18 protein-coding genes are annotated in these 17582 nt (G+C 61.2%); 6 read left to right on the top strand and 12 right to left on the bottom strand.

The genetic code is table 11. From position 1 onward, the window contains the following. A partial coding sequence (locus ACW5XD_RS14660) for a hypothetical protein (protein WP_456495495.1) occupies nt 1-216 on the top strand: 216 nt, incomplete at its 5' end. Here ACW5XD_RS14660 and ACW5XD_RS14655 read toward each other — a convergent pair. From ACW5XD_RS14655 to ACW5XD_RS14630, 6 genes are read right to left on the bottom strand one after another with little or no spacing between them, the layout of a single operon-like run. Then, nucleotides 183-1361: a hypothetical protein gene (locus tag ACW5XD_RS14655; protein WP_456495494.1), complete on the bottom strand. Its 1179-nt coding sequence runs from the start codon at nt 1359-1361 to the stop codon at nt 183-185. The two genes, ACW5XD_RS14660 and ACW5XD_RS14655, sit on opposite strands and share 34 nt — an antisense overlap. Before the next feature lie 2 nt (nt 1362-1363). Beyond that, nucleotides 1364-2026: a TonB family protein gene (locus ACW5XD_RS14650; protein ID WP_456495493.1), complete on the bottom strand. Its 663-nt coding sequence runs from the start codon at nt 2024-2026 to the stop codon at nt 1364-1366. Beyond that, the gene (locus tag ACW5XD_RS14645; protein ID WP_456495492.1) at nt 2023-2424 is read right to left on the bottom strand and encodes an ExbD/TolR family protein; all 402 of its coding nucleotides are present in this window, start codon (nt 2422-2424) and stop codon (nt 2023-2025) included. Before ACW5XD_RS14645 ends, ACW5XD_RS14650 begins: the two co-directional genes overlap by 4 nt. Next, on the bottom strand, nt 2421-2951 hold the full coding sequence (locus tag ACW5XD_RS14640) for a MotA/TolQ/ExbB proton channel family protein (RefSeq protein WP_456495491.1): 531 nt from the start codon (nt 2949-2951) through the stop codon (nt 2421-2423). Before ACW5XD_RS14640 ends, ACW5XD_RS14645 begins: the two co-directional genes overlap by 4 nt. Continuing rightward, a complete protein-coding gene (locus ACW5XD_RS14635; RefSeq protein ID WP_456495490.1) occupies nt 2948-4255 on the bottom strand; it encodes a MotA/TolQ/ExbB proton channel family protein in 1308 nt (435 codons plus the stop codon). The genes ACW5XD_RS14640 and ACW5XD_RS14635 overlap by 4 nt, the downstream gene beginning before the upstream one ends. Beyond that, nucleotides 4252-5013, bottom strand: a complete 762-nt coding sequence (locus ACW5XD_RS14630) for a DUF3450 domain-containing protein (protein ID WP_456495489.1) — start codon at nt 5011-5013, stop codon at nt 4252-4254. Before ACW5XD_RS14630 ends, ACW5XD_RS14635 begins: the two co-directional genes overlap by 4 nt. A 209-nt stretch (nt 5014-5222) precedes the next feature. Here ACW5XD_RS14630 and ACW5XD_RS14625 point away from each other — a divergent pair, with 209 nt between their 5' ends. Then, a complete protein-coding gene (locus ACW5XD_RS14625) occupies nt 5223-5999 on the top strand; it encodes a helix-turn-helix transcriptional regulator (protein ID WP_429016312.1) in 777 nt (258 codons plus the stop codon). Between the two features lie 65 nt (nt 6000-6064). Here ACW5XD_RS14625 and glmS read toward each other — a convergent pair whose 3' ends face one another. Next, complete coding sequence (gene glmS, locus ACW5XD_RS14620; protein WP_429016314.1) at nt 6065-7897, bottom strand: glutamine--fructose-6-phosphate transaminase (isomerizing); 1833 nt, start codon at nt 7895-7897, stop codon at nt 6065-6067. 48 nt (nt 7898-7945) lie between these two features. Then, nucleotides 7946-8719, bottom strand: coding sequence for a DeoR/GlpR family DNA-binding transcription regulator (locus tag ACW5XD_RS14615; RefSeq protein WP_429153230.1), 774 nt, complete (start codon nt 8717-8719; stop codon nt 7946-7948). A 123-nt stretch (nt 8720-8842) separates the two neighbouring features. On the opposite strand from ACW5XD_RS14615, the gene blrA reads away from it, so the two are divergent. The 4 genes from blrA (at nt 8843) to creD (ending at nt 13325) form a co-directional block, all read left to right on the top strand. Further along, on the top strand, nt 8843-9517 hold the full coding sequence (gene blrA / locus ACW5XD_RS14610) for a beta-lactam response regulator transcription factor BlrA (RefSeq protein WP_456495488.1): 675 nt from the start codon (nt 8843-8845) through the stop codon (nt 9515-9517). A gap of 34 nt (nt 9518-9551) precedes the next feature. Beyond that, on the top strand, nt 9552-10973 hold the full coding sequence (blrB, locus tag ACW5XD_RS14605; RefSeq protein WP_456495487.1) for a beta-lactam sensor histidine kinase BlrB: 1422 nt from the start codon (nt 9552-9554) through the stop codon (nt 10971-10973). 77 nt (nt 10974-11050) lie between these two features. After that, nucleotides 11051-11845 (top strand): class D beta-lactamase, encoded by a 795-nt coding sequence (gene blaOXA, locus ACW5XD_RS14600; RefSeq protein WP_456495486.1) that lies wholly within the window; start codon nt 11051-11053, stop codon nt 11843-11845. A 118-nt stretch (nt 11846-11963) separates the two neighbouring features. After that, a complete protein-coding gene (creD, locus tag ACW5XD_RS14595) occupies nt 11964-13325 on the top strand; it encodes a cell envelope integrity protein CreD (RefSeq protein WP_456495485.1) in 1362 nt (453 codons plus the stop codon). A 49-nt stretch (nt 13326-13374) separates the two neighbouring features. Here creD and glmU read toward each other — a convergent pair whose 3' ends face one another. The 4 genes from glmU to atpG form a co-directional block, all read right to left on the bottom strand. Then, complete coding sequence (glmU, locus tag ACW5XD_RS14590; protein WP_456495484.1) at nt 13375-14736, bottom strand: bifunctional UDP-N-acetylglucosamine diphosphorylase/glucosamine-1-phosphate N-acetyltransferase GlmU; 1362 nt, start codon at nt 14734-14736, stop codon at nt 13375-13377. A gap of 94 nt (nt 14737-14830) precedes the next feature. Beyond that, complete coding sequence (locus ACW5XD_RS14585) at nt 14831-15259, bottom strand: F0F1 ATP synthase subunit epsilon (RefSeq protein WP_043135298.1); 429 nt, start codon at nt 15257-15259, stop codon at nt 14831-14833. Nucleotides 15260-15277: 18 nt separating this feature from the next. Then, complete coding sequence (gene atpD / locus ACW5XD_RS14580; protein ID WP_042037168.1) at nt 15278-16666, bottom strand: F0F1 ATP synthase subunit beta; 1389 nt, start codon at nt 16664-16666, stop codon at nt 15278-15280. Nucleotides 16667-16699: 33 nt separating this feature from the next. Then, entirely contained in the window at nt 16700-17566 is an 867-nt protein-coding gene (atpG, locus tag ACW5XD_RS14575) for a F0F1 ATP synthase subunit gamma (protein ID WP_043135297.1), read from the bottom strand. Nucleotides 17567-17582: the final 16 nt, after the last annotated feature.

Raw genomic sequence — 17582 nt, 5'->3', positions numbered from 1 at the left:
TTCGCTTTTCTTTCGGCGCCGGCTTCACAAGGAAGCTGGCTCATCAGTCCGGCGTGCTCCGCCGTGCTGGTAGGGGCGCATTATAGGGAGCCGCGCCGCGATGACAAGGGCTTTTTGAAGAAATGCGTTCGTTTGCTGAAAAAGCACGCTACAGCCCCAAAAACCAAGGCTTTAGCCCCTTTTTACGCCGATTTTTTGCTCAACTCTTCACTTTGAGCCTGGATATAGTTGACCCAGCTGGTTGCCCGCTGTTGCCAGTTGTCCTCCTGCTGCAGCTCACGGGCCAGCTCCAGCGCCTGGGCATACTGCTCCTTATTAAGGTGCGCCTGCACCAGCAACGCTTTGGCGCGATTGCCTTGCTCGCCTTTCACCGACTTGATGGTCGCGAGCTGAGTCATGGCTGCATCTGTCTTGCCCTGTTGCAGCAGCAGTTCGGCGGCGCGCATGGCGGCTTTGGGCTGACCATGCTGGTTGGCAAGCAGTTGCCAGCTATCGACCGCTTGCGGCCATTCCCGGGCACCTTCCCACAGTTGGGCCAGCAGTCGCCGGTTGTCAGCACTTTGCTTCATCTGTCCCTTCGCCATGGCCGCTTCCAGCAGACGGGCTCCGCGATAGGGCAGCCCCTGCCACGCATAGAGGCGGATCAGCTGGTTGCGGGCGGCAGCGTCATCCATCAGTTTTCTGTCGATGGCGGTCTGCAGCAGGGCCAGCGCCTGATCGCCACGCTTGGCTGAGAGATTGAGCGACACGGCCTGTTGCCACCATTTGCTCTCTTTCGGCTCGTGGCGGATCAGCTCAGCCGCCTGATCGGCTGCCACACCATAACGTTGTTGAGCAGTAAGGGCAGAGAGACGAATAATGGCGGCCTGCTTCTGCCAACCTTTCTTGAGCAGCTGTTCGCTTTGGCTGGCGGCTTCACCGTACTGCTTGTTGTGGTAATAGAGGCCGGCCAGACGAAGCCGCAGGGCATCGTCGGATTTGAGTGCCAGTGCCGCCTTGTAGCTAGCGATGGCACCGGACCAATTGGATTGCTGGGCCTGGATATCGCCACGCAGACGCAGCAGCTGGAGCTGTTGCTGCTCCGGCCACTCTTTATAGGCCAGCGCCTGTTCGACGTAACGGCTCGCCTGGGCGGTCTGCTGCAGGTTGGCTGCCAAGGACGCCTGCAGCTGGGCCAGCCAGGCGCGCTCGGCATCGGACCCCGGCGTGAGGCCGGACGCCTTGCTCTGGGCCTGTTGCCACTGGCCAGACTGATAGAGCTTCATCACAGGCTCCAGCTGACGAGAGAAATGGGGGCTCACCTCCATCGCCAGACAGGCTTGGCTGACCAGAGCCAGCAGGCAGATCCAGATCCGCAACATAGTTATGACTCCAGTTTGAATTTGAGCGTGATGATTTGCACCAGCTTGTCGCTGGCGCCGGGCCTGGGCTGATAACGCCACTTGTTGATGGCCTGAATGGCCGCCCGCTCGAACTGACGCTTCGGCTTCGCCTCGACCACTTCCACATCCTGTACCCGACCGTCGGCATCGACGCTGAAACGCAGGGTCACGGCACCTTCGATACCAGCCTGCTGGGCCCGATAGGGATAGACAGGCTCGATCCGCTGCAGCGGCATCAGCATGTCACCGGCACCGATCCCGGCACCCTGCTGCTGGCCATGGAAGTTGCCGCTCGCGACCGGGGTAGGGCTGGTCGCAACGCTAGGGGCATAGACCTGCACCGCGCTGAGGCTGGAGACCAGATCCAGGCTGGGTTGTACCGATGGCATGGGCGCTGCCGCCGGCATGGGCAGCGGCGTGGAGGCCAGGGCGGCAGGAGGCTCAGGCAATGGCTCGGGCTCTTGCGGTACCGGCCGTTCACGCACCTGTACCTCGTTCACCTCGGTCTGCATGTTGATGACGATGGACTTCTGCTCGGCCGAGGCCTTCTCCCCCCTAGGGGGCTCCACCAGGGTGGCCATGAACAGCAGGATCCCCAGACTGAGGGCAATCCCCAGTCCTAGGCTCATCAGCTTGTATTTCATTTCGGCGCCACCGCCACGGCGATATTGGCGATACCCGCTGCCTTGGCCTCATCCATCACCCGCACCACCTTGCCGTGGGGCACTCGCTCGTCGGCCTGAATCACCAGGCTGGCGTCGGGTTGCTCCGTCAGCAGACGGGCCAGGCTGGCCTGCACCCGCTCCACATCGACCTGTTTGCGATCGAGGAAGATCTGCCCCTGGGCCCCGATCGCCAGCATGATGCTGGAGGATTTCTGGGCCTTGGCCTGACTGGCCTGGGGTCTGTGCACCTCAAGTCCGGCCTCGCGCACGAAGGAGGTGGTCACGATGAAGAAGATCAGCATGATGAACACGATATCCAGCATGGGGGTCATGTCGATCTGCACTTCATCGCGCTGGCGTTTGGATTGCCGTCTCATTGCATTACCTTCTCTTCTCGCAAGCAGTCACGGGTCTTGGCCAAGGCGCACTTGGCCTGGCTCTCGAGCCGGCTGAGTAACAACACGCCGGACAGCGCCACCACCATGCCTGCCATGGTGGGGATGGTGGCACGGGAGATCCCGCCCGCCATGCTCTCCGGGTTAAAGCGGTTGGCGGCGGCCAACGCATCGAATACGCCTATCATGCCGGTCACTGTGCCGAGCAGACCCAGCATGGGGCAGAGCACCACCAGGGTGCGGATGAAGATCAGATGACGGTTCAGCTCCAGCTCGGCCTGGGCCAGCCAGCGACCGCGAATGGCCCTGGCATGCCAGCTGTGACGCTCGCTGCGTGCCTGCCAACGGCCGAGCAGCTGTTGCTGCAAGGGGCCAAAGCCCAGATTGAGGTAGAGCAGCCGCTCGATCATCAAAATCCACATCAGCACCAGCAGGGCCAGAATGACCCAGAGCACGGGGCCGCCACGGCCCATGAAGCTCTGCAGCTGTTGCCAGATGTCGAGCATCATGCTGCTCGCTCCATCCCGCCGTTATTGCTCTCGGCGCGCTCGGCCAGAATGCCGGCCACCTGCTGTTCGAGCACGTTGGAGAGTTCGGTGAAGCGGGATTGCAGCAGGCTGTGGGCCAGGATCAGCGGAATGGCCGCCACCAGACCCTGTACCGTGGTGATGAGCGCCATCGAGATGCCGCCGGCCATGATCTTGGGATCACCGGTACCAAACTGAGTGATGGCCTGGAAGGTGCCGATCATGCCGGTCACGGTGCCGAGCAGGCCCAGCATGGGGGCGATAGCCGCAATCACCTTGACCATGCCAATGCCGCGCTCCATGCGAGGGGTCTCCTGCAGGATCGCTTCGTCGAGACGCAGTTCGAGGGTCTCCATGCTCAGCTCAGGATGCTTGTCCGCCACCGTCAGCACCCGACCGAGGGCGTTGTCGGCGTGATACTCGCAGCTCTTGAGCTGGCGACGCACCAGCGTGAGTTCGCGGGATAGGCTCCACAGCCGTACCGCCGCGATCCCCAAACCGATGGCGGCCAGCAACACGATAATGGCGCCAACCTGACCACCCTGTTGTACCTGCTGCCAGAAGGTGGGCGCCTGCGCCAGCATCGCCAACAGAGTGCCATGAGAAGGATCCAGCGGCAGCGCTTCCCCCTCCTGGCCCTGATAGGCGGCCGCGGCGGAGAGCACGCTGCCGGGCAGACCCAGCACCGGGCTCAGGCCTTCGGCAGTGGGTTGCAGGAAGCCTGCGCTCCCCAGCAGGGCAAAGCTGCCGACCCGGGTCAGCGGCTGCTCGCTGGCAGCCCCCTGGGCATCGAGCACCTTGCCGGTGAACTGGGCAACCCGGCCCGATTCACGGATCTCCTGCAGCAGAGTGGCGGGCAGCAGGGCGAGGGCGGCGCGATCCGGCACCTGCTTCTCCTGCGCCATGGCCTTGAGCGGGGCGAGGCGCTCGGGGTACTGGCCCTCGACGGCGGATTCGCTCAGCAGCTTGACCGCATCGCTGGCCCCCTGACGGGTGACCGCGAAGATCTCGTTCATGTCACCGGAGGCCTGCTCCCACTGGGCATTGAGCTCCACCAACTGCTTTTCATTGCCGGCAAACTCGGCCGCCAGCTGCTTGCTGAGGCTCTGGGCCGCGGCCAGCTTGGCACGAGCACTGTTCAGCTCCTTGGAGACAGACGCCAGATCCTGCTGGGCTTGCTGCTCACGAGCCTGCTCCTGCTGCTGCCAGGCTTCATCGGCCACAGCAGTGGTGGTGCCCAGAGAGAGGGCGATGGCGAGGGGGAACCACTTCATGGTGACGCTCATGACTGGGCCTCCTGACCACGACTGACGGAAAGGGGGACATTCAACAACTGGGGAACCTTCTTGTCGGCAGCCATCTCCAGCGCCTCGGCGATGGGAGAGAGCCACTGGCTGTCGAGAGCATGCCACTGCTTGCTCTGCGCAGACCAGCGCCACGCCTGGGAACGATCGGCGGTCATCGCCAGCAGGGAGACTCGGCCCACTGCCAGCACATCGACCCGGCGCGGTGCGCCGTCCAGCGCCAGCTCGGCGGAATAGCTATCCATCCGGCTGCCGTATTCGGCTTCGATTTGATAGGCCTGCAGCAGCTGGCGGAACTTCTCCGCCTCGCTCACGTCGGCTCGGGCCAGGGTCGCTTTCAACTGTTCAACCCGCGCCAGGCGATCTTCCTTGCGCAGCGGGATATCGGCTTGCACCAGCTGTTCCAAGTCCGCCTGCATCTGCAGCATCAGCGGGATCAGGCCCTGACGGGTCTCTTGCACCGCGTCCAGCTGCTGGCTCAATTTGCCCAGCTCATTTTGCTGATCGGCCACCAGAGATTGCATGTAGCGGTTGTAGGCTTCCAGATCGCGCAGTTGCAGCTGGGCATTCTGCAGCTCCAGCCGGGCGGCAACGGCCGCATCGGCGGCTTTTTCCACGCGCTGCTGGGAGGCTTTCCCGGCAGCTATGCTGTTTTTCAGTGCCGGTGCGACCAGCTCGTCGGCGCCAGCAGCGAAGTGGACTGACAGTGGCAACAAGGCCAAACCCCAAAACTTGTTCATGATATAAATCTTAACAATGATAACTATTCTCATTGTCTCAAAGAGTGGGGTCAGTGGCAATCAGATGATTTTCTTGGCCTTCGGCCGAAAAAACAGGATAATTTTTAAGCAAGCACGGGAGTCACTGGCGTTGGTAGTCACAGCACCAAATTAATAAATAAAAAATATCTTTTCGATCAATGTGATAGAGATCGAAAAAGGAGATGTACATGTTTAACGATGCGATCTGGGAACACATCGATCGGTTCACCAAGGCCAAGAAGACCAGCGATATCCAGCAGCAACTGGAGCGCTTCAGTCATCAGATGGGCTTTGATTACTTTCGTCTGCTGATTATTTTCCCCATCAGCATGCAGAAATCCCACGTGGCGTTGTTCAACAACTGCCCCACCAGCTGGTTCGAAGCCTACAGCGAGCGGCACTACCTGACCCAGGATCCTGTGGTCTTCCTGGGCCTGAAGCAGACCCAGCCCATCTTCTGGAACAAGCTCGACTGCGACTCTCCCTGGCTACCCAGCGCCAGCCGGGAGGTGATGAATCTGGCCGCCGATTTCGGGGTGAGGAACGGTGTCTCCTTCCCGCTGCACACCCCGCAGGGGGAGCACGGCATCCTCTCCTTCATCAGCAAGGAGAAATCCAACTCCGATCTGATGTTTGAAAACGTTCCCCTGCTGTCGTTCTGCGCCAGCTACATCTTCAACTCGGCACTGCAGCTGATAAAGAGCAGGCCGGATCTGATGAAGTACCTGACCGAGCTGTCGGACCGGGAGAAGGAGTGCCTGTTCTGGGCCAGCGAGGGCAAGACCTCCTGGGAGATAGCCACCATACTCGGCATCAGCGAGCGGACCGTGAACTTCCACCTCAACCAGGTCACCAACAAGACCGACTCGAAGAACCGCAACCAGGCGATCGCCAAGAGCATCTCCAGCGGCATCATAGTACCTTCGCTGGACGACGTGACCATCACCAACCTGCGGCTGTCATAACGGCAACCCTGCCAGCCAAACAAAAAGAGCCGCAATGCGGCTCTTTTTTCATTTCTGACAATGGCTTATTCCACCGTCACAGATTTCGCCAGGTTGCGTGGCTGATCCACGTCGGTGCCCTTGATGAGGGCGACGTGGTAGGAGAGCAGCTGCAACGGCACAGTGTAGACGATGGGGGCAATCACCTCTTCCACGTGGTTCAGGCTCATCACCCGCATGGTCTCGTCGCTCTTGAAGCCGGCATCGGCATCGGCGAACACGTAGAGGATACCGCCACGAGCACGCACCTCTTCCACGTTGGACTTGAGCTTCTCCAGCAGATCGTTGTTCGGCGCCACCACTATGATGGGCATCTCGGCATCGATCAGCGCCAGCGGGCCATGCTTCAGCTCACCGGCGGCATAGGCCTCGGCGTGGATGTAGGAGATCTCCTTGAGCTTGAGCGCCCCTTCCATGGCGATGGGGTACTGGCTGCCACGGCCGAGGAACAGGCTGTGGTGCTTGTCGGCAAACTCTTCGGCCAGAGCTTCGATATCCTTGGCCAGCGCCAGGCTCTCCTTGATGCGCAGCGGCAAGGCTTGCAGCGCCTTGACCAGTTCGGCCTCGGCGGCGGCGCTCAGGTTGCCACGGCAGTGACCGACGGAGGCCACCAGCATCAGCAGGCCGGCCAGCTGGGTAGTAAACGCCTTGGTGGAGGCCACGCCGATCTCGGCACCGGCTCGGGTCATGAAGGCCAGATCCGATTCACGCACCAGGGAGGAGCCCGGCACGTTGCAGATGGCCAGCGAGCTCATGTAGCCGGACTGCTTGGCCAGCCGCAGGGCGGCCAGGGTATCGGCGGTCTCGCCGCTCTGGGACAGAGTCACCAGCAGACTGTTGGGGCGCACCACGGATTTGCGATAGCGGAACTCGGAGGCGATCTCCACATCGCAGGAGACGCCGGCTATCTCTTCGAACCAGTAGCGAGCCACCATGCCCGAGTTGTAGGAGGTGCCGCAGGCGACGATCTGGACATGCTCGACCTTGTCGAAGATGGCGCGCGCGCCATTGCCGAACGACTCGACCACCACGTGATCGCTGCCCAGACGCCCTTCCAGAGTGTTGGTGATGGCCTTGGGCTGCTCGTAGATCTCCTTGAGCATGTAGTGACGGTATTCACCCTTGTCACCGGCATCGTGGGAGAGCTCGGACTCCAGCTCTTCGCGCACCACGGCCTCTCCGTGGGTGTCGAAGATGTGCACGTCGCGACGGGTCACCTCGGCCACGTCACCCTCTTCCAGGAAGATAAAGCGACGGGTCACCGGCAGCAGCGCCATCTGATCGGAGGCGATGAAGTTCTCGCCGATGCCGCGGCCGATCACCAGCGGGGAGCCGGAGCGGGCCACGACTACACGGCTGTCATCACGGCTGTCCATCACGACTGTGCCGTAAGCGCCGCGCAGCTGCTTCACAGCTACCTGCATGGCCGCCAGCAGGCTGGGGGCTGATTTCAGCTCGTGGTGCACCAGATGAGCGATCACCTCGGTGTCGGTATCGGAGTTGAACACATAGCCCAGCCCTTGCAGTTCGGCCCGCAGCTCTTCATGGTTCTCAATGATGCCGTTATGCACTACGACTATGTGCTCGGAGACGTGGGGGTGGGCGTTTCGCTCGGACGGCTCGCCATGGGTAGCCCAGCGGGTATGGGCGATACCGGTTCCACCGTGGACGGACTGCTCCTCCAGCGCCTTGGCCAGCTCGGCCACCTTGCCCAGACGACGAACCCGCTGCAGCGGCTGGTTGGCGCTGAACACGGCCACACCGGCCGAATCATAGCCACGGTATTCCAGACGGCGCAGGCCTTCTACCAGGATTTCAGCCACATCACGTTGGGCGACGGCCCCGACGATGCCACACATAGACTTCTCCTCAAGAGATATAAACGGAAATTCGTTTGGATATTCAGGTTAAGCCGCCACGGGGGCGCAAATCAGCTGGATCCCCTTGGCTTGAATCTGTTCTCTGGCCGAGCTGGCCAGGCCTTCGTCGGTCACCAGAGTCTGGATGTTTGCCCAGGGCAGCTCGAGGTTGGGGATCTTGCGGCCGATCTTCTCCGACTCGACCATGACGATCACCTCCCGCGACACCTCGGCCATCACCCGTGACAGGCCCACCAGCTCGTTGAAGGTGGTGGTGCCCCGCTCCGGATCTATGCCATCGGCGCCGATGAACAGCTGGTCGAAGTCATAGGAGCGCAGCACCTGCTCCGCCACCTGGCCCTGGAAGGATTCGGAGTGGGGATCCCAGGTGCCGCCGGTCATCAGCAGAGTGGGTTCGTTTTCCAGCTCGCGCAGGGCGCCGGCTACGTTGAGGGAGTTGGTCATCACGATGAGGCCTCGCTTGTTGCCCAGCATGGGGATCATGGCGCTGGTGGTGCTCCCGCTATCGATGATGACGCGATTGTGATCGCGGATCCGTTCGGCGGCGGCACGGGCTATGGCCAGCTTTCGTTTCGAAACTTGCTCGGGATTGCTGTCCACCACCATCTCGCTGGGCAGGGGCACGGCACCACCGTAACGACGCAACAACAGGCCACCGGTTTCCAGCACGGCCAGATCTTTGCGGATTGTCACTTCGGAGGTGGAGAAGTGCTTGGCCAAGGTATCGACGCTCACTTCACCCTGCTCCTGCACCAGGCTCACTATGGTGTGACGGCGCTGTTGAGTATTACGTTTGGTCATCTTTAAGTTTCGATTCGAAAGAATATCGAAATGTTAGCCTCTTTTTTGGAAAAATAAAACAGCAAATAGGATCCGATTTGGTTCGATGCCAGAATGGGACAACGGATTTACGACGAGGACGCCATGCAAAAAAGAGTCATCTGGCTGGTGGAAGATGAGACCAGCATAGCCGACACCCTGATCTATGCGCTGCAAACCGACGGCTTCGAGGTGGAGTGGTTTCCCTTGGGTCAGCCGCTGCTGGCGCGACTGGAACAGACGCGACCGGATTTTCTGATCCTGGACGTGGGGCTGCCGGACATCAGCGGCTTCGAGCTGTGCAAGCAGGTGCGGACCCGCTGCGACACTCCACTGATGTTTCTCACCGCCCGCAGCGAGGAGATAGACAGGCTGATCGGGCTGGAGATCGGGGCCGACGACTATGTGGCCAAACCCTTCTCGCCACGGGAAGTGTGTGCCAGGGTGCGGGTCATTCTGCGCCGCAGCCAGCCGACGACGCCCCCACCGAGCCAATTGCTGGCACTGGATGAGGAGCGCGCCCGCATCAGCTTTCACTGTCAGCCGCTGGCGCTCACCCGTTACGAATACCTGCTGCTCAAAACCCTGATGCAGGCACCGGGCCGGGTCTACTCCCGCCAGCAACTGATGGATCTGGTGTGGAGCGGGGCAGAGGAGAGCCTGGATCGCACCGTCGACACCCACATCAAGACCATCCGCGCCAAGCTGCGGGAGCGCGACCCGGACGCCAACCTGATCCTCACCCATCGCGGACTGGGCTACAGCCTGGAGCTGGCATGAGCATGCTGCTGCCGGGCACCGGCCGGGAGCCTACATGAGAATCGGACTGCAACTGCTGTGCGGGCTGGTGCTGATCTTCGCGCTGGCCGCCTGGTTCGTACTGGAGATCTTCGTCGAGGAGATAAAACCCGGGGTGCGCAGCGCCACCGAAGATACCCTGGTCGACATGGCCCAGATGCTGGCGCCGCTGGCACTGGACGATCTGCAGGAAGGAAAGATGGCGGATGGCAGACTGGCCAGCGCCTTCGCCCGCCTCAACCAGAGCCCCATCAACGCCCTGATCGACGGCCACCTCAAGCAGCAGGCGGAGTACCGCATCTATGTGGTCGACCGCTGGGGCAAGGTGGTCTATGACTCGGACGGGGTGGATCTGGGCAAGGACTATTCGCGCTGGAACGATGTCTATCGCACCCTGCGCGGTGAATATGGGGCCCGCAGCACCCGCAGCGACCCCGACGATCCCGCCAGTTCCGTGATGCACGTGGCCGCGCCGTTGCGGGAGGGGGACGACATTCTCGGCTCCCTCACGGTCGCCAAGCCCAACCGCACTTTGCTGCCCATGATAGAGCGCAGCGAACACCAGCTGTTGCAGGGGGCGGCCCTGCTGCTGTTCATCTCGCTGCTGATCGGCGCCCTGCTGGTGTGGTGGCTCAACCGCGCCATCGGCAAGCTGGTGCACTACGCCGATGCGGTCAGCCACAACCAGCCGGCCAGCCTGCCGCGCCTCTACAGCCCCGAGCTGGATCGGCTCGGCCGATCTCTGGAGACCATGCGTCGCCAGCTGGACGGCAAGGCCTATATCGAAGCCTATGTGCACAGCCTGACCCACGAGCTGAAGAGCCCGCTGGCCGCCATTCGTGGGGCAGGGGAGCTGCTGGCCGAAGCACCGCCACCCGAGGTGGCACGGCGCTTCATCGGCAACATCAATCTGGAGACGGCCCGCATGCAGCAGCTGATAGAACGCATGCTGCAGCTCGCGCGCCTCGAATCGGGGCAGGGGTTGGACAGGCAGGCCATCGAGCCTGCCAGGCTGGGCAGACGGGCGCTCGACGCCCGCCAGATCATGGCCCAGCGCCGCCAGGTGACGCTGGTGGCCGAACTCGGCGAGGCCCAGAAACAGAAGTGGGACTCGCTGCTGGTGGAGCAGGCCCTCGGCAACCTGCTGGACAACGCCCTCGACTTCTCCCCCATCGGCGGCACCCTGGCACTGAGCGGGGCCATGGAGGAGGGGGGTTACTGCTTCCGGGTGCGGGATCAGGGACCCGGCATTCCGGACTATGCCCTGCCACGCATCTTCGAGCGTTTCTACTCCCTGCCCAGGCCCGACAAGGGCAAGAGCAGCGGCCTCGGGCTCAGCTTTGCCACCGAGGTGGCCCGCCAGCACGGCGGCCACCTGAGCCTCGGCAATCAGCCCGATGGCGGTGTGCTGGCCGAGCTCTGGCTGCCCACCGGCTGACACTTCACACTGGCCACATAAAGCGGCGTTATGCTGCCGCCTCCCGGCCCTTAGCCCCATTTGCCCAAGGAGACCCCATGTCCCGCATTCTGTTACCCGGCCTGCTCGCCGCCGGCCTGCTATTCTCGCTGCCGGCCAGCGCCGCCTCCGGCTGCCTGCTGTTTGCCGATGGCAGCGGCAAACCCATCAGCAGCCAGGGGGATTGCTCAAGCCAGCTGCCCCCCGCCTCCACCTTCAAGATCCCGCTGGCACTGATGGGGTATGACAGCGGTTTCCTGGTGGATGAAAAGCGGCCGGCCCTGCCGTTCAAACCTGGCGACGATGACTGGCTGCCCGCCTGGCGCGAGACCACAACCCCGAGCCGCTGGCTCACCTACTCTGTGGTCTGGTACTCCCAGCGCCTCACCGAGTGGCTGGGGAGGGAGCGCTTCCAGCAGTACGTCGATCGCTTCGACTACGGCAACCGGGATCTCTCTGGCAACCCCGGCAAGCACGACGGTCTGACCCAGGCCTGGCTCAGCGCCAGCCTCGCCATCAGCCCGCAGGAACAGGCCCGCTTCCTCGGCAAACTGGTGAGCGGCAAGCTGCCTGTCTCCGCCCAGACCCTGCAGCACACGGCCAATATCCTGCGTCAGCCCGACATCGACGGCTGGCAGATCCACGGCAAGACCGGCATGGGCTACCCCAAGCTGCTGGATGGCAGCCTCAACCGGGATCAGCAGATCGGCTGGTTCGTCGGCTGGGCCAGCAAGCCGGGCAAGCAGCTCATCTTCGTCCACACGGTCGTGCAGAAGCCCGGCAAGCAATTCGCCTCGCTCAAGGCGAAGGAAGAGGTATTTGCCGCCCTGCCCGAACAGCTGAAGAAGCTGTGATCCCTGAACCGGTGCAAGGCGCCGGTTTTTTTATCTCCCTTCACCCCCACTTCACACGGCCCCATCGCCTCTTCACCCACGACCGACACACTTGTTCCCGTCAACAAGGAGACGTGTCATGGTCAAACAGATATTCACCCACAAGATCTTTCTGCTGCTGTTGCTGAGCCTGCTGCTGATGGTGCCGGTGCAATCCATCATGGAGCTGAACCGGGAGCGTCAGGCCTATCGCAGTCAGGCCATCCACAGCATCATGGCCAGCAGCAGCGGACCGCAGCGGCTGCTGGGGCCTGTCGTGGTGCAGCCTTACACCCGCACCGTCACGGTGGAGCAAGATGGCAAGCGCTTCGAGCGCAAGCTGCAGCTCTACCGCTACCTGCTGCCGGAGCAGCTGGATGTGCGGGCCAGCATGGAGGTCACCCCCCGCAAGCTCGGCATCTATCAGGCTCAGGTCTATCACACCCGGCTCTCCCTCTCGGGGCGCCTGCCCACCGAACTGAACGGCAAGGCCCTGATAAGCGGCGAGCCAGACCTGACCGTCGATGGCGCCGATCCGGCGCTGGTGGCGGGCAAACCCTATCTGAGCCTGGTGCTGTCCGATGCCCGCGGCATCAACAGCGTGCCGGAACTGCAGCTGGGTGAGCAGCGCATCCCGTTCACCCCCGGCGCCCTGCTGGGTGACGGTCTGGCCGGTATCCATGCGCCGCTCAATTCCCTGCCGATTGAGGGAGACGCCTTTCATATCGAGCTGGATCTGCAGGGAATGAATGAGCTGGAAGTGGTGCCCCTCGGCCAGGACAGCAAGCTGCAGCTGAGCGGCAACTGGCCGCATCCCAACTTCATCGGCGACTTTCTGCCGGGCAGCCGCACCCTCACAGCCCGGGGGTTCGACGCCAGCTGGCAGAGCAGCTGGTTCGCCACCGACATGGAGAGCCGTTTCAACCGCATGATGAAGGGAGCCGACGGTGATCTACCCGCCTTCAGCGTCAGCCTGGTGCAACCGGTGGATCACTATCAGCTGAACGAGCGGGCGGCCAAGTATGCCCTGCTGTTCATCGGCCTCACCTTCCTCAGCTTCTTCATGTTCGAACTGCTCAGGGGATTGCGGGTACACCCGATCCAGTACGCCCTGGTGGGCATGGGGTTGGCCATCTTCTATCTGTTGCTGCTGGCGCTGACCGAACACCTCGGCTTTGGCTGGGCCTACCTGATTGCCGCCCTGGCCAGCGTGACCCTCAACGGTTTCTACCTCAGCCATGTATTGGGCGGCCCCAAACAGGGGCTAGGCTTCGCGGCCCTGCTCGGGCTGGTCTACGCCATCCTGTTCGGCTTGCTGCAAGCACAGGAAATAGCCCTGCTGCTCGGCGCCTTGCTGCTGTTCGCCATCCTGGCGCTGGTCATGGTGCTGACCCGCAAGCTGGACTGGTATCGGGTGATGGGCAACCCACCGCCTTCCTCTGCCTCGAACCAGGAGCTCTGAAAACAGAACCGGCGCCCTCAGGCGCCGGTTGCATTTTATTGATCGGGCATCACTTCTTCTTGACCGGACGTGCCCAGTTCTTGATATGACGCTGGGGCACCCGGGTGATGACCAGTTCGTTCTCGGCCACATCCTTGGTGATGGTGGAACCAGCGCCAAGGGTAGCGCCCTTGCCGATACGCACCGGTGCCACCAGCTGGGTATCGGAGCCGACAAACACATCATCCTCGATGATGGTCTGGAACTTGTTCACACCGTCGTAGTTGCAAGTGATGGTACCGGCCCCGATGTTCACCTTGGCGCCGATCTCGGCATCCCCCAGATAGGTAAGATGACCACACTTGGAACCAACCCCGAGACGGGATTTCTTCATCTCGACGAAGTTGCCGACGTGTGCATCCTGCTCCAGCACTGAGCCGGGACGCAGACGGGCAAACGGGCCAACGGAACACTGATCTGCAACTTGGGCGCCCTCTATGACGGAGTAGGGCTTCACCTCTGTGTGGTCGCCGATCACGCAATCCTTCAGCACGCTGCCGGCCCCGATGCGCACGTGGTTGCCGAGCGTCACCTTGCCCTCGATGATGACGTTGACGTCGATCACCACCTCTTCACCGATCTCGAGGGACCCGCGCAGATCGAAACGAGCAGGGTCGATCAGAGTGACGCCGGCGATCATCAGCTGCTCGGCCTGCATCTGCTGATAGCTACGCTCAAGTGCTGCCAGCTGCACCCGGTTGTTGGCACCTTCCACCTCGGCGGCGTGCTCCGGATGCACGGCTGCGATAGGACAGCCATCGGCATGGGCCATGGCAATCACATCCGTCAGATAGAACTCGCCCTGGGCATTCTTGTTGTCCAGACGCGACAGCCAGCTGCGCAGCTGGCCACCGTTGGCTACCAACACGCCCGTGTTCACTTCACGGATGGTCAGCTGCTCGACGTTGGCATCCTTCTGCTCGACGATGCCGACCACCTGGCCGTTGCTGCGCACTATGCGGCCGTAACCGGTCGGGTTGTCCAGCACTACGGTCAGCAGCGCCATGCCGTCGTCGGCCTTGGCGGCCAACAGCCGCTGCAGGGTTTCCGGCTGGATCAGCGGGGTGTCGCCGTACAGCACCAGCACGTCATCCTCATCTTTCCAGAACGGGATGGCCTGGGCGACCGCATGGCCGGTACCCAGTTGCTGGGCCTGCAGTACCCAATTCAGATCGGCGGCCTGGATCTGCTCCTTCAGCAGCTCGGCACCGTGGCCATACACCAGATGCAGTTGCTCGGCACCAACCTTGCGGGCGGTGTCGATCACATGGGAAACCATGGGTTTATTGGCGACCGGATGCAGCACTTTGGGTAGAGCTGATCGCATGCGGGTACCTTTACCCGCCGCCAGGATCACGACATTGAGGGACATAACTCGACCTTTGGAACATGAATAAATACTCGGCGGAGTCTATCCAACGAGTAAAAAAAAAGCGACCCGAAGGTCGCTTTTTGCATCACCGAACTTAACGGTAATTCTTTTTGACGATATCGATAACCCGCAGTTGGGCCATCGCCTTGGCCAGCTCGGTAGCGGCCTGGGCATAGTCGATATCACCATGGGAGCTGTGGATCCGCTCTTCGGCCGCACGTTTGGCTTCCTGGGCTTTCGCCTCATCCAAATCGTTGGCACGAATCGCAGTATCCGCCAGCACGGTCACGGCTTCGGGTTGCACTTCCAGCATGCCGCCGGAAATATACAGCACCTCTTCGCTACCATTTTGCTTGATCAAGCGGACCAGGCCCGGCTTGATGGCAGTCAGCAACGGAGCATGACCGTGACGGAGACCCAGCTCACCTTCGGAGCCTGATACCTGAGCAGATTGCACCCGACCGGAAAAAAGTTTCCCTTCGGCGCTCACCACATCCAGGTGAAAGGAGATCATCTCAGCCATGGGCCCTCCTATCGAGGCTTACAGTTTCTTGGATTTCTCGACGACTTCGTCGATGCTGCCAACCATGTAAAACGCCTGCTCAGGCAGATCGTCATACTCGCCTTTCAGGATGCCCTGGAAACCACGGATAGTCTCTTTCAGCGGCACGTATTTGCCCGGAGAACCGGTAAACACTTCTGCCACGAAGAACGGCTGGGACAGGAAACGCTCGATCTTACGGGCACGGGCTACAGTCAGTTTGTCTTCTTCTGACAGTTCATCCATACCCAGGATGGCGATGATGTCCTTCAGCTCTTTGTAGCGCTGCAGTACTGTCTGTACACCACGAGCGGTCTCGTAGTGCTCCTTGCCTACCACCAGCGGATCCAGCTGACGGGAGGTGGAGTCCAGCGGGTCAACGGCCGGGTAGATACCCAGAGCCGCGATCTGACGGGACAGAACAACGGTGGCGTCCAAGTGGGCGAAGGTGGTCGCCGGAGACGGGTCGGTCAAGTCATCCGCAGGCACGTAAACGGCCTGGACTGAGGTGATGGAACCGGTCCGGGTGGAGGTGATGCGCTCTTGCAGAACACCCATCTCCTCGGCCAGGGTCGGCTGGTAACCTACTGCGGACGGCATACGGCCCAGCAGTGCGGATACTTCAGTACCGGCCAAGGTGTAACGGTAGATGTTGTCCACGAAGAACAGCACGTCACGACCCTCGTCACGGAACTTCTCGGCCATGGTCAGGCCGGTCAGCGCCACGCGCAGACGGTTTCCGGGCGGCTCGTTCATCTGACCGTAAACCAGAGATACTTTGTCCAGTACGTTGGACTCCATCATCTCGTGGTAGAAGTCGTTACCCTCACGGGTACGCTCACCTACACCGGCGAACACGGAATAACCGCTGTGCTCGATGGCGATGTTACGGATCAGCTCCATCATGTTGACGGTCTTGCCAACACCGGCACCACCGAACAGACCGACTTTACCACCCTTGGCGAACGGGCATACCAGGTCGATAACCTTGATGCCGGTTTCCAGCAGGTCGTTGCTGTTGGACTGATCTTCGTAGCTGGGAGCCGCGCGGTGGATGGACCAACGCTCTTCCTCACCGATCGGACCTTTTTCGTCGATCGGATCGCCCAGTACGTTCATGATCCGACCCAGAGTCGATACGCCGACCGGCACCTGGATGGATTTACCACTATTCATTACTTCCAACCCACGACGCAGACCGTCGGAGGAGCCCATGGTGATGCAACGAACGACGCCGCCGCCGATCTGTTGCTGCACTTCCAGCACCAGACCCAGGCCTTGACCTTCGCTGACGACCTTCAGTGCATCGTACACCTGGGGCACGGCATTCTGCGGGAACTCGATGTCCACCACAGCGCCGATGATTTGGACGATGAAACCGTTACTCATGTCAAATCCTCTAAACCTTTGATAACCCTTGCCTTACACCGCAGCAGCACCGGATACGATCTCTGTCAGCTCCTGGGTAATACTGGCCTGACGGGCCTTGTTGTATACCAGTTGCAGATCGTTAATCAGGTTACCGGCGTTGTCAGTCGCGGCTTGCATGGCAACCATTCGGGCTGCCTGTTCACTTGCCAAGTTTTCTACCACCCCCTGGTACACCTGGGATTCGACGTAGCGAATCAACAGGGTATCCAGCAGCTGCTTGGGATCCGGCTCATAGAGGTAATCCCAGTGTTGCTTCTTGGCGAGCTTGCTGTCTTCAGTTACGGGCAAAGGCAGCAGTTGATCGACTCGTGGTTGCTGCACCATGGTGTTGACGAACTTGTTGTACACCAGGTACAGCTTGTCAATCTCACCGTTGTCGTAAGCCTTCAGCATGACCTTGACTGAACCAATCAGGTCATTGACGCTCGGGTTGTCACCCAGTCCTGCGACATGAGCTTTCACCTTGGCGCCGTGCCGTTCAAAGAAGTTGGAGGCCTTGTTGCCGATCAATGCCAGGTCAACCTTGGCACCTTTCGCGCTCCATTGCTTCATATCATTGAGGGCAGCCTTGAACAGGTTGATGTTCAAACCGCCACACAGGCCACGGTCGGTGGAGACGACTATGTAACCCACTCGCTTGACCTCACGTTCCATGAGGTAGGGGTGCTTGTATTCCAAGTTCCCCTGGGCGATATGGCCGATCACCTTGCGCATGGTTTCAGCGTACGGACGGCTGGCAGACATGCGTTCTTGCGCACGGCGCATCTTGCTTGCTGCCACCATTTCCATAGCGCCGGTGATCTTCTGAGTGTTTTTCACACTCCCGATCTTGTTACGTATCTCTTTTGCGCCGGCCATCTCTTACTCTCCATCA

The organism is Aeromonas enterica (assembly GCF_054052465.1).
The sequence above is the reverse complement of the archived record's forward strand: the minus strand, read 5'-3'. Positions and strand labels throughout refer to the sequence as shown.

Excerpts from the sequence above, each read along its gene's own strand:
- blaOXA (WP_456495486.1), top strand. The coding sequence starts at position 11,051 with ATGTCCCGCATTCTGTTACCCGGCCTGCTCGCCGCCGGCCTGCTATTC.
- glmU (WP_456495484.1), bottom strand. The coding sequence starts at position 14,736 with ATGTCCCTCAATGTCGTGATCCTGGCGGCGGGTAAAGGTACCCGCATG.
- ACW5XD_RS14650 (WP_456495493.1), bottom strand. The coding sequence starts at position 2,026 with ATGAAATACAAGCTGATGAGCCTAGGACTGGGGATTGCCCTCAGTCTG.
- ACW5XD_RS14655 (WP_456495494.1), bottom strand. The coding sequence starts at position 1,361 with ATGTTGCGGATCTGGATCTGCCTGCTGGCTCTGGTCAGCCAAGCCTGT.
- ACW5XD_RS14640 (WP_456495491.1), bottom strand. The coding sequence starts at position 2,951 with ATGATGCTCGACATCTGGCAACAGCTGCAGAGCTTCATGGGCCGTGGC.
- ACW5XD_RS14630 (WP_456495489.1), bottom strand. The coding sequence starts at position 5,013 with ATGAACAAGTTTTGGGGTTTGGCCTTGTTGCCACTGTCAGTCCACTTC.
- atpG (WP_043135297.1), bottom strand. The coding sequence starts at position 17,566 with ATGGCCGGCGCAAAAGAGATACGTAACAAGATCGGGAGTGTGAAAAAC.
- atpD (WP_042037168.1), bottom strand. The coding sequence starts at position 16,666 with ATGAGTAACGGTTTCATCGTCCAAATCATCGGCGCTGTGGTGGACATC.
- blrB (WP_456495487.1), top strand. The coding sequence starts at position 9,552 with ATGAGAATCGGACTGCAACTGCTGTGCGGGCTGGTGCTGATCTTCGCG.
- ACW5XD_RS14645 (WP_456495492.1), bottom strand. The coding sequence starts at position 2,424 with ATGAGACGGCAATCCAAACGCCAGCGCGATGAAGTGCAGATCGACATG.
- creD (WP_456495485.1), top strand. The coding sequence starts at position 11,964 with ATGGTCAAACAGATATTCACCCACAAGATCTTTCTGCTGCTGTTGCTG.
- ACW5XD_RS14585 (WP_043135298.1), bottom strand. The coding sequence starts at position 15,259 with ATGGCTGAGATGATCTCCTTTCACCTGGATGTGGTGAGCGCCGAAGGG.
- ACW5XD_RS14625 (WP_429016312.1), top strand. The coding sequence starts at position 5,223 with ATGTTTAACGATGCGATCTGGGAACACATCGATCGGTTCACCAAGGCC.
- glmS (WP_429016314.1), bottom strand. The coding sequence starts at position 7,897 with ATGTGTGGCATCGTCGGGGCCGTCGCCCAACGTGATGTGGCTGAAATC.
- ACW5XD_RS14635 (WP_456495490.1), bottom strand. The coding sequence starts at position 4,255 with ATGAGCGTCACCATGAAGTGGTTCCCCCTCGCCATCGCCCTCTCTCTG.
- ACW5XD_RS14615 (WP_429153230.1), bottom strand. The coding sequence starts at position 8,719 with ATGACCAAACGTAATACTCAACAGCGCCGTCACACCATAGTGAGCCTG.
- blrA (WP_456495488.1), top strand. The coding sequence starts at position 8,843 with ATGCAAAAAAGAGTCATCTGGCTGGTGGAAGATGAGACCAGCATAGCC.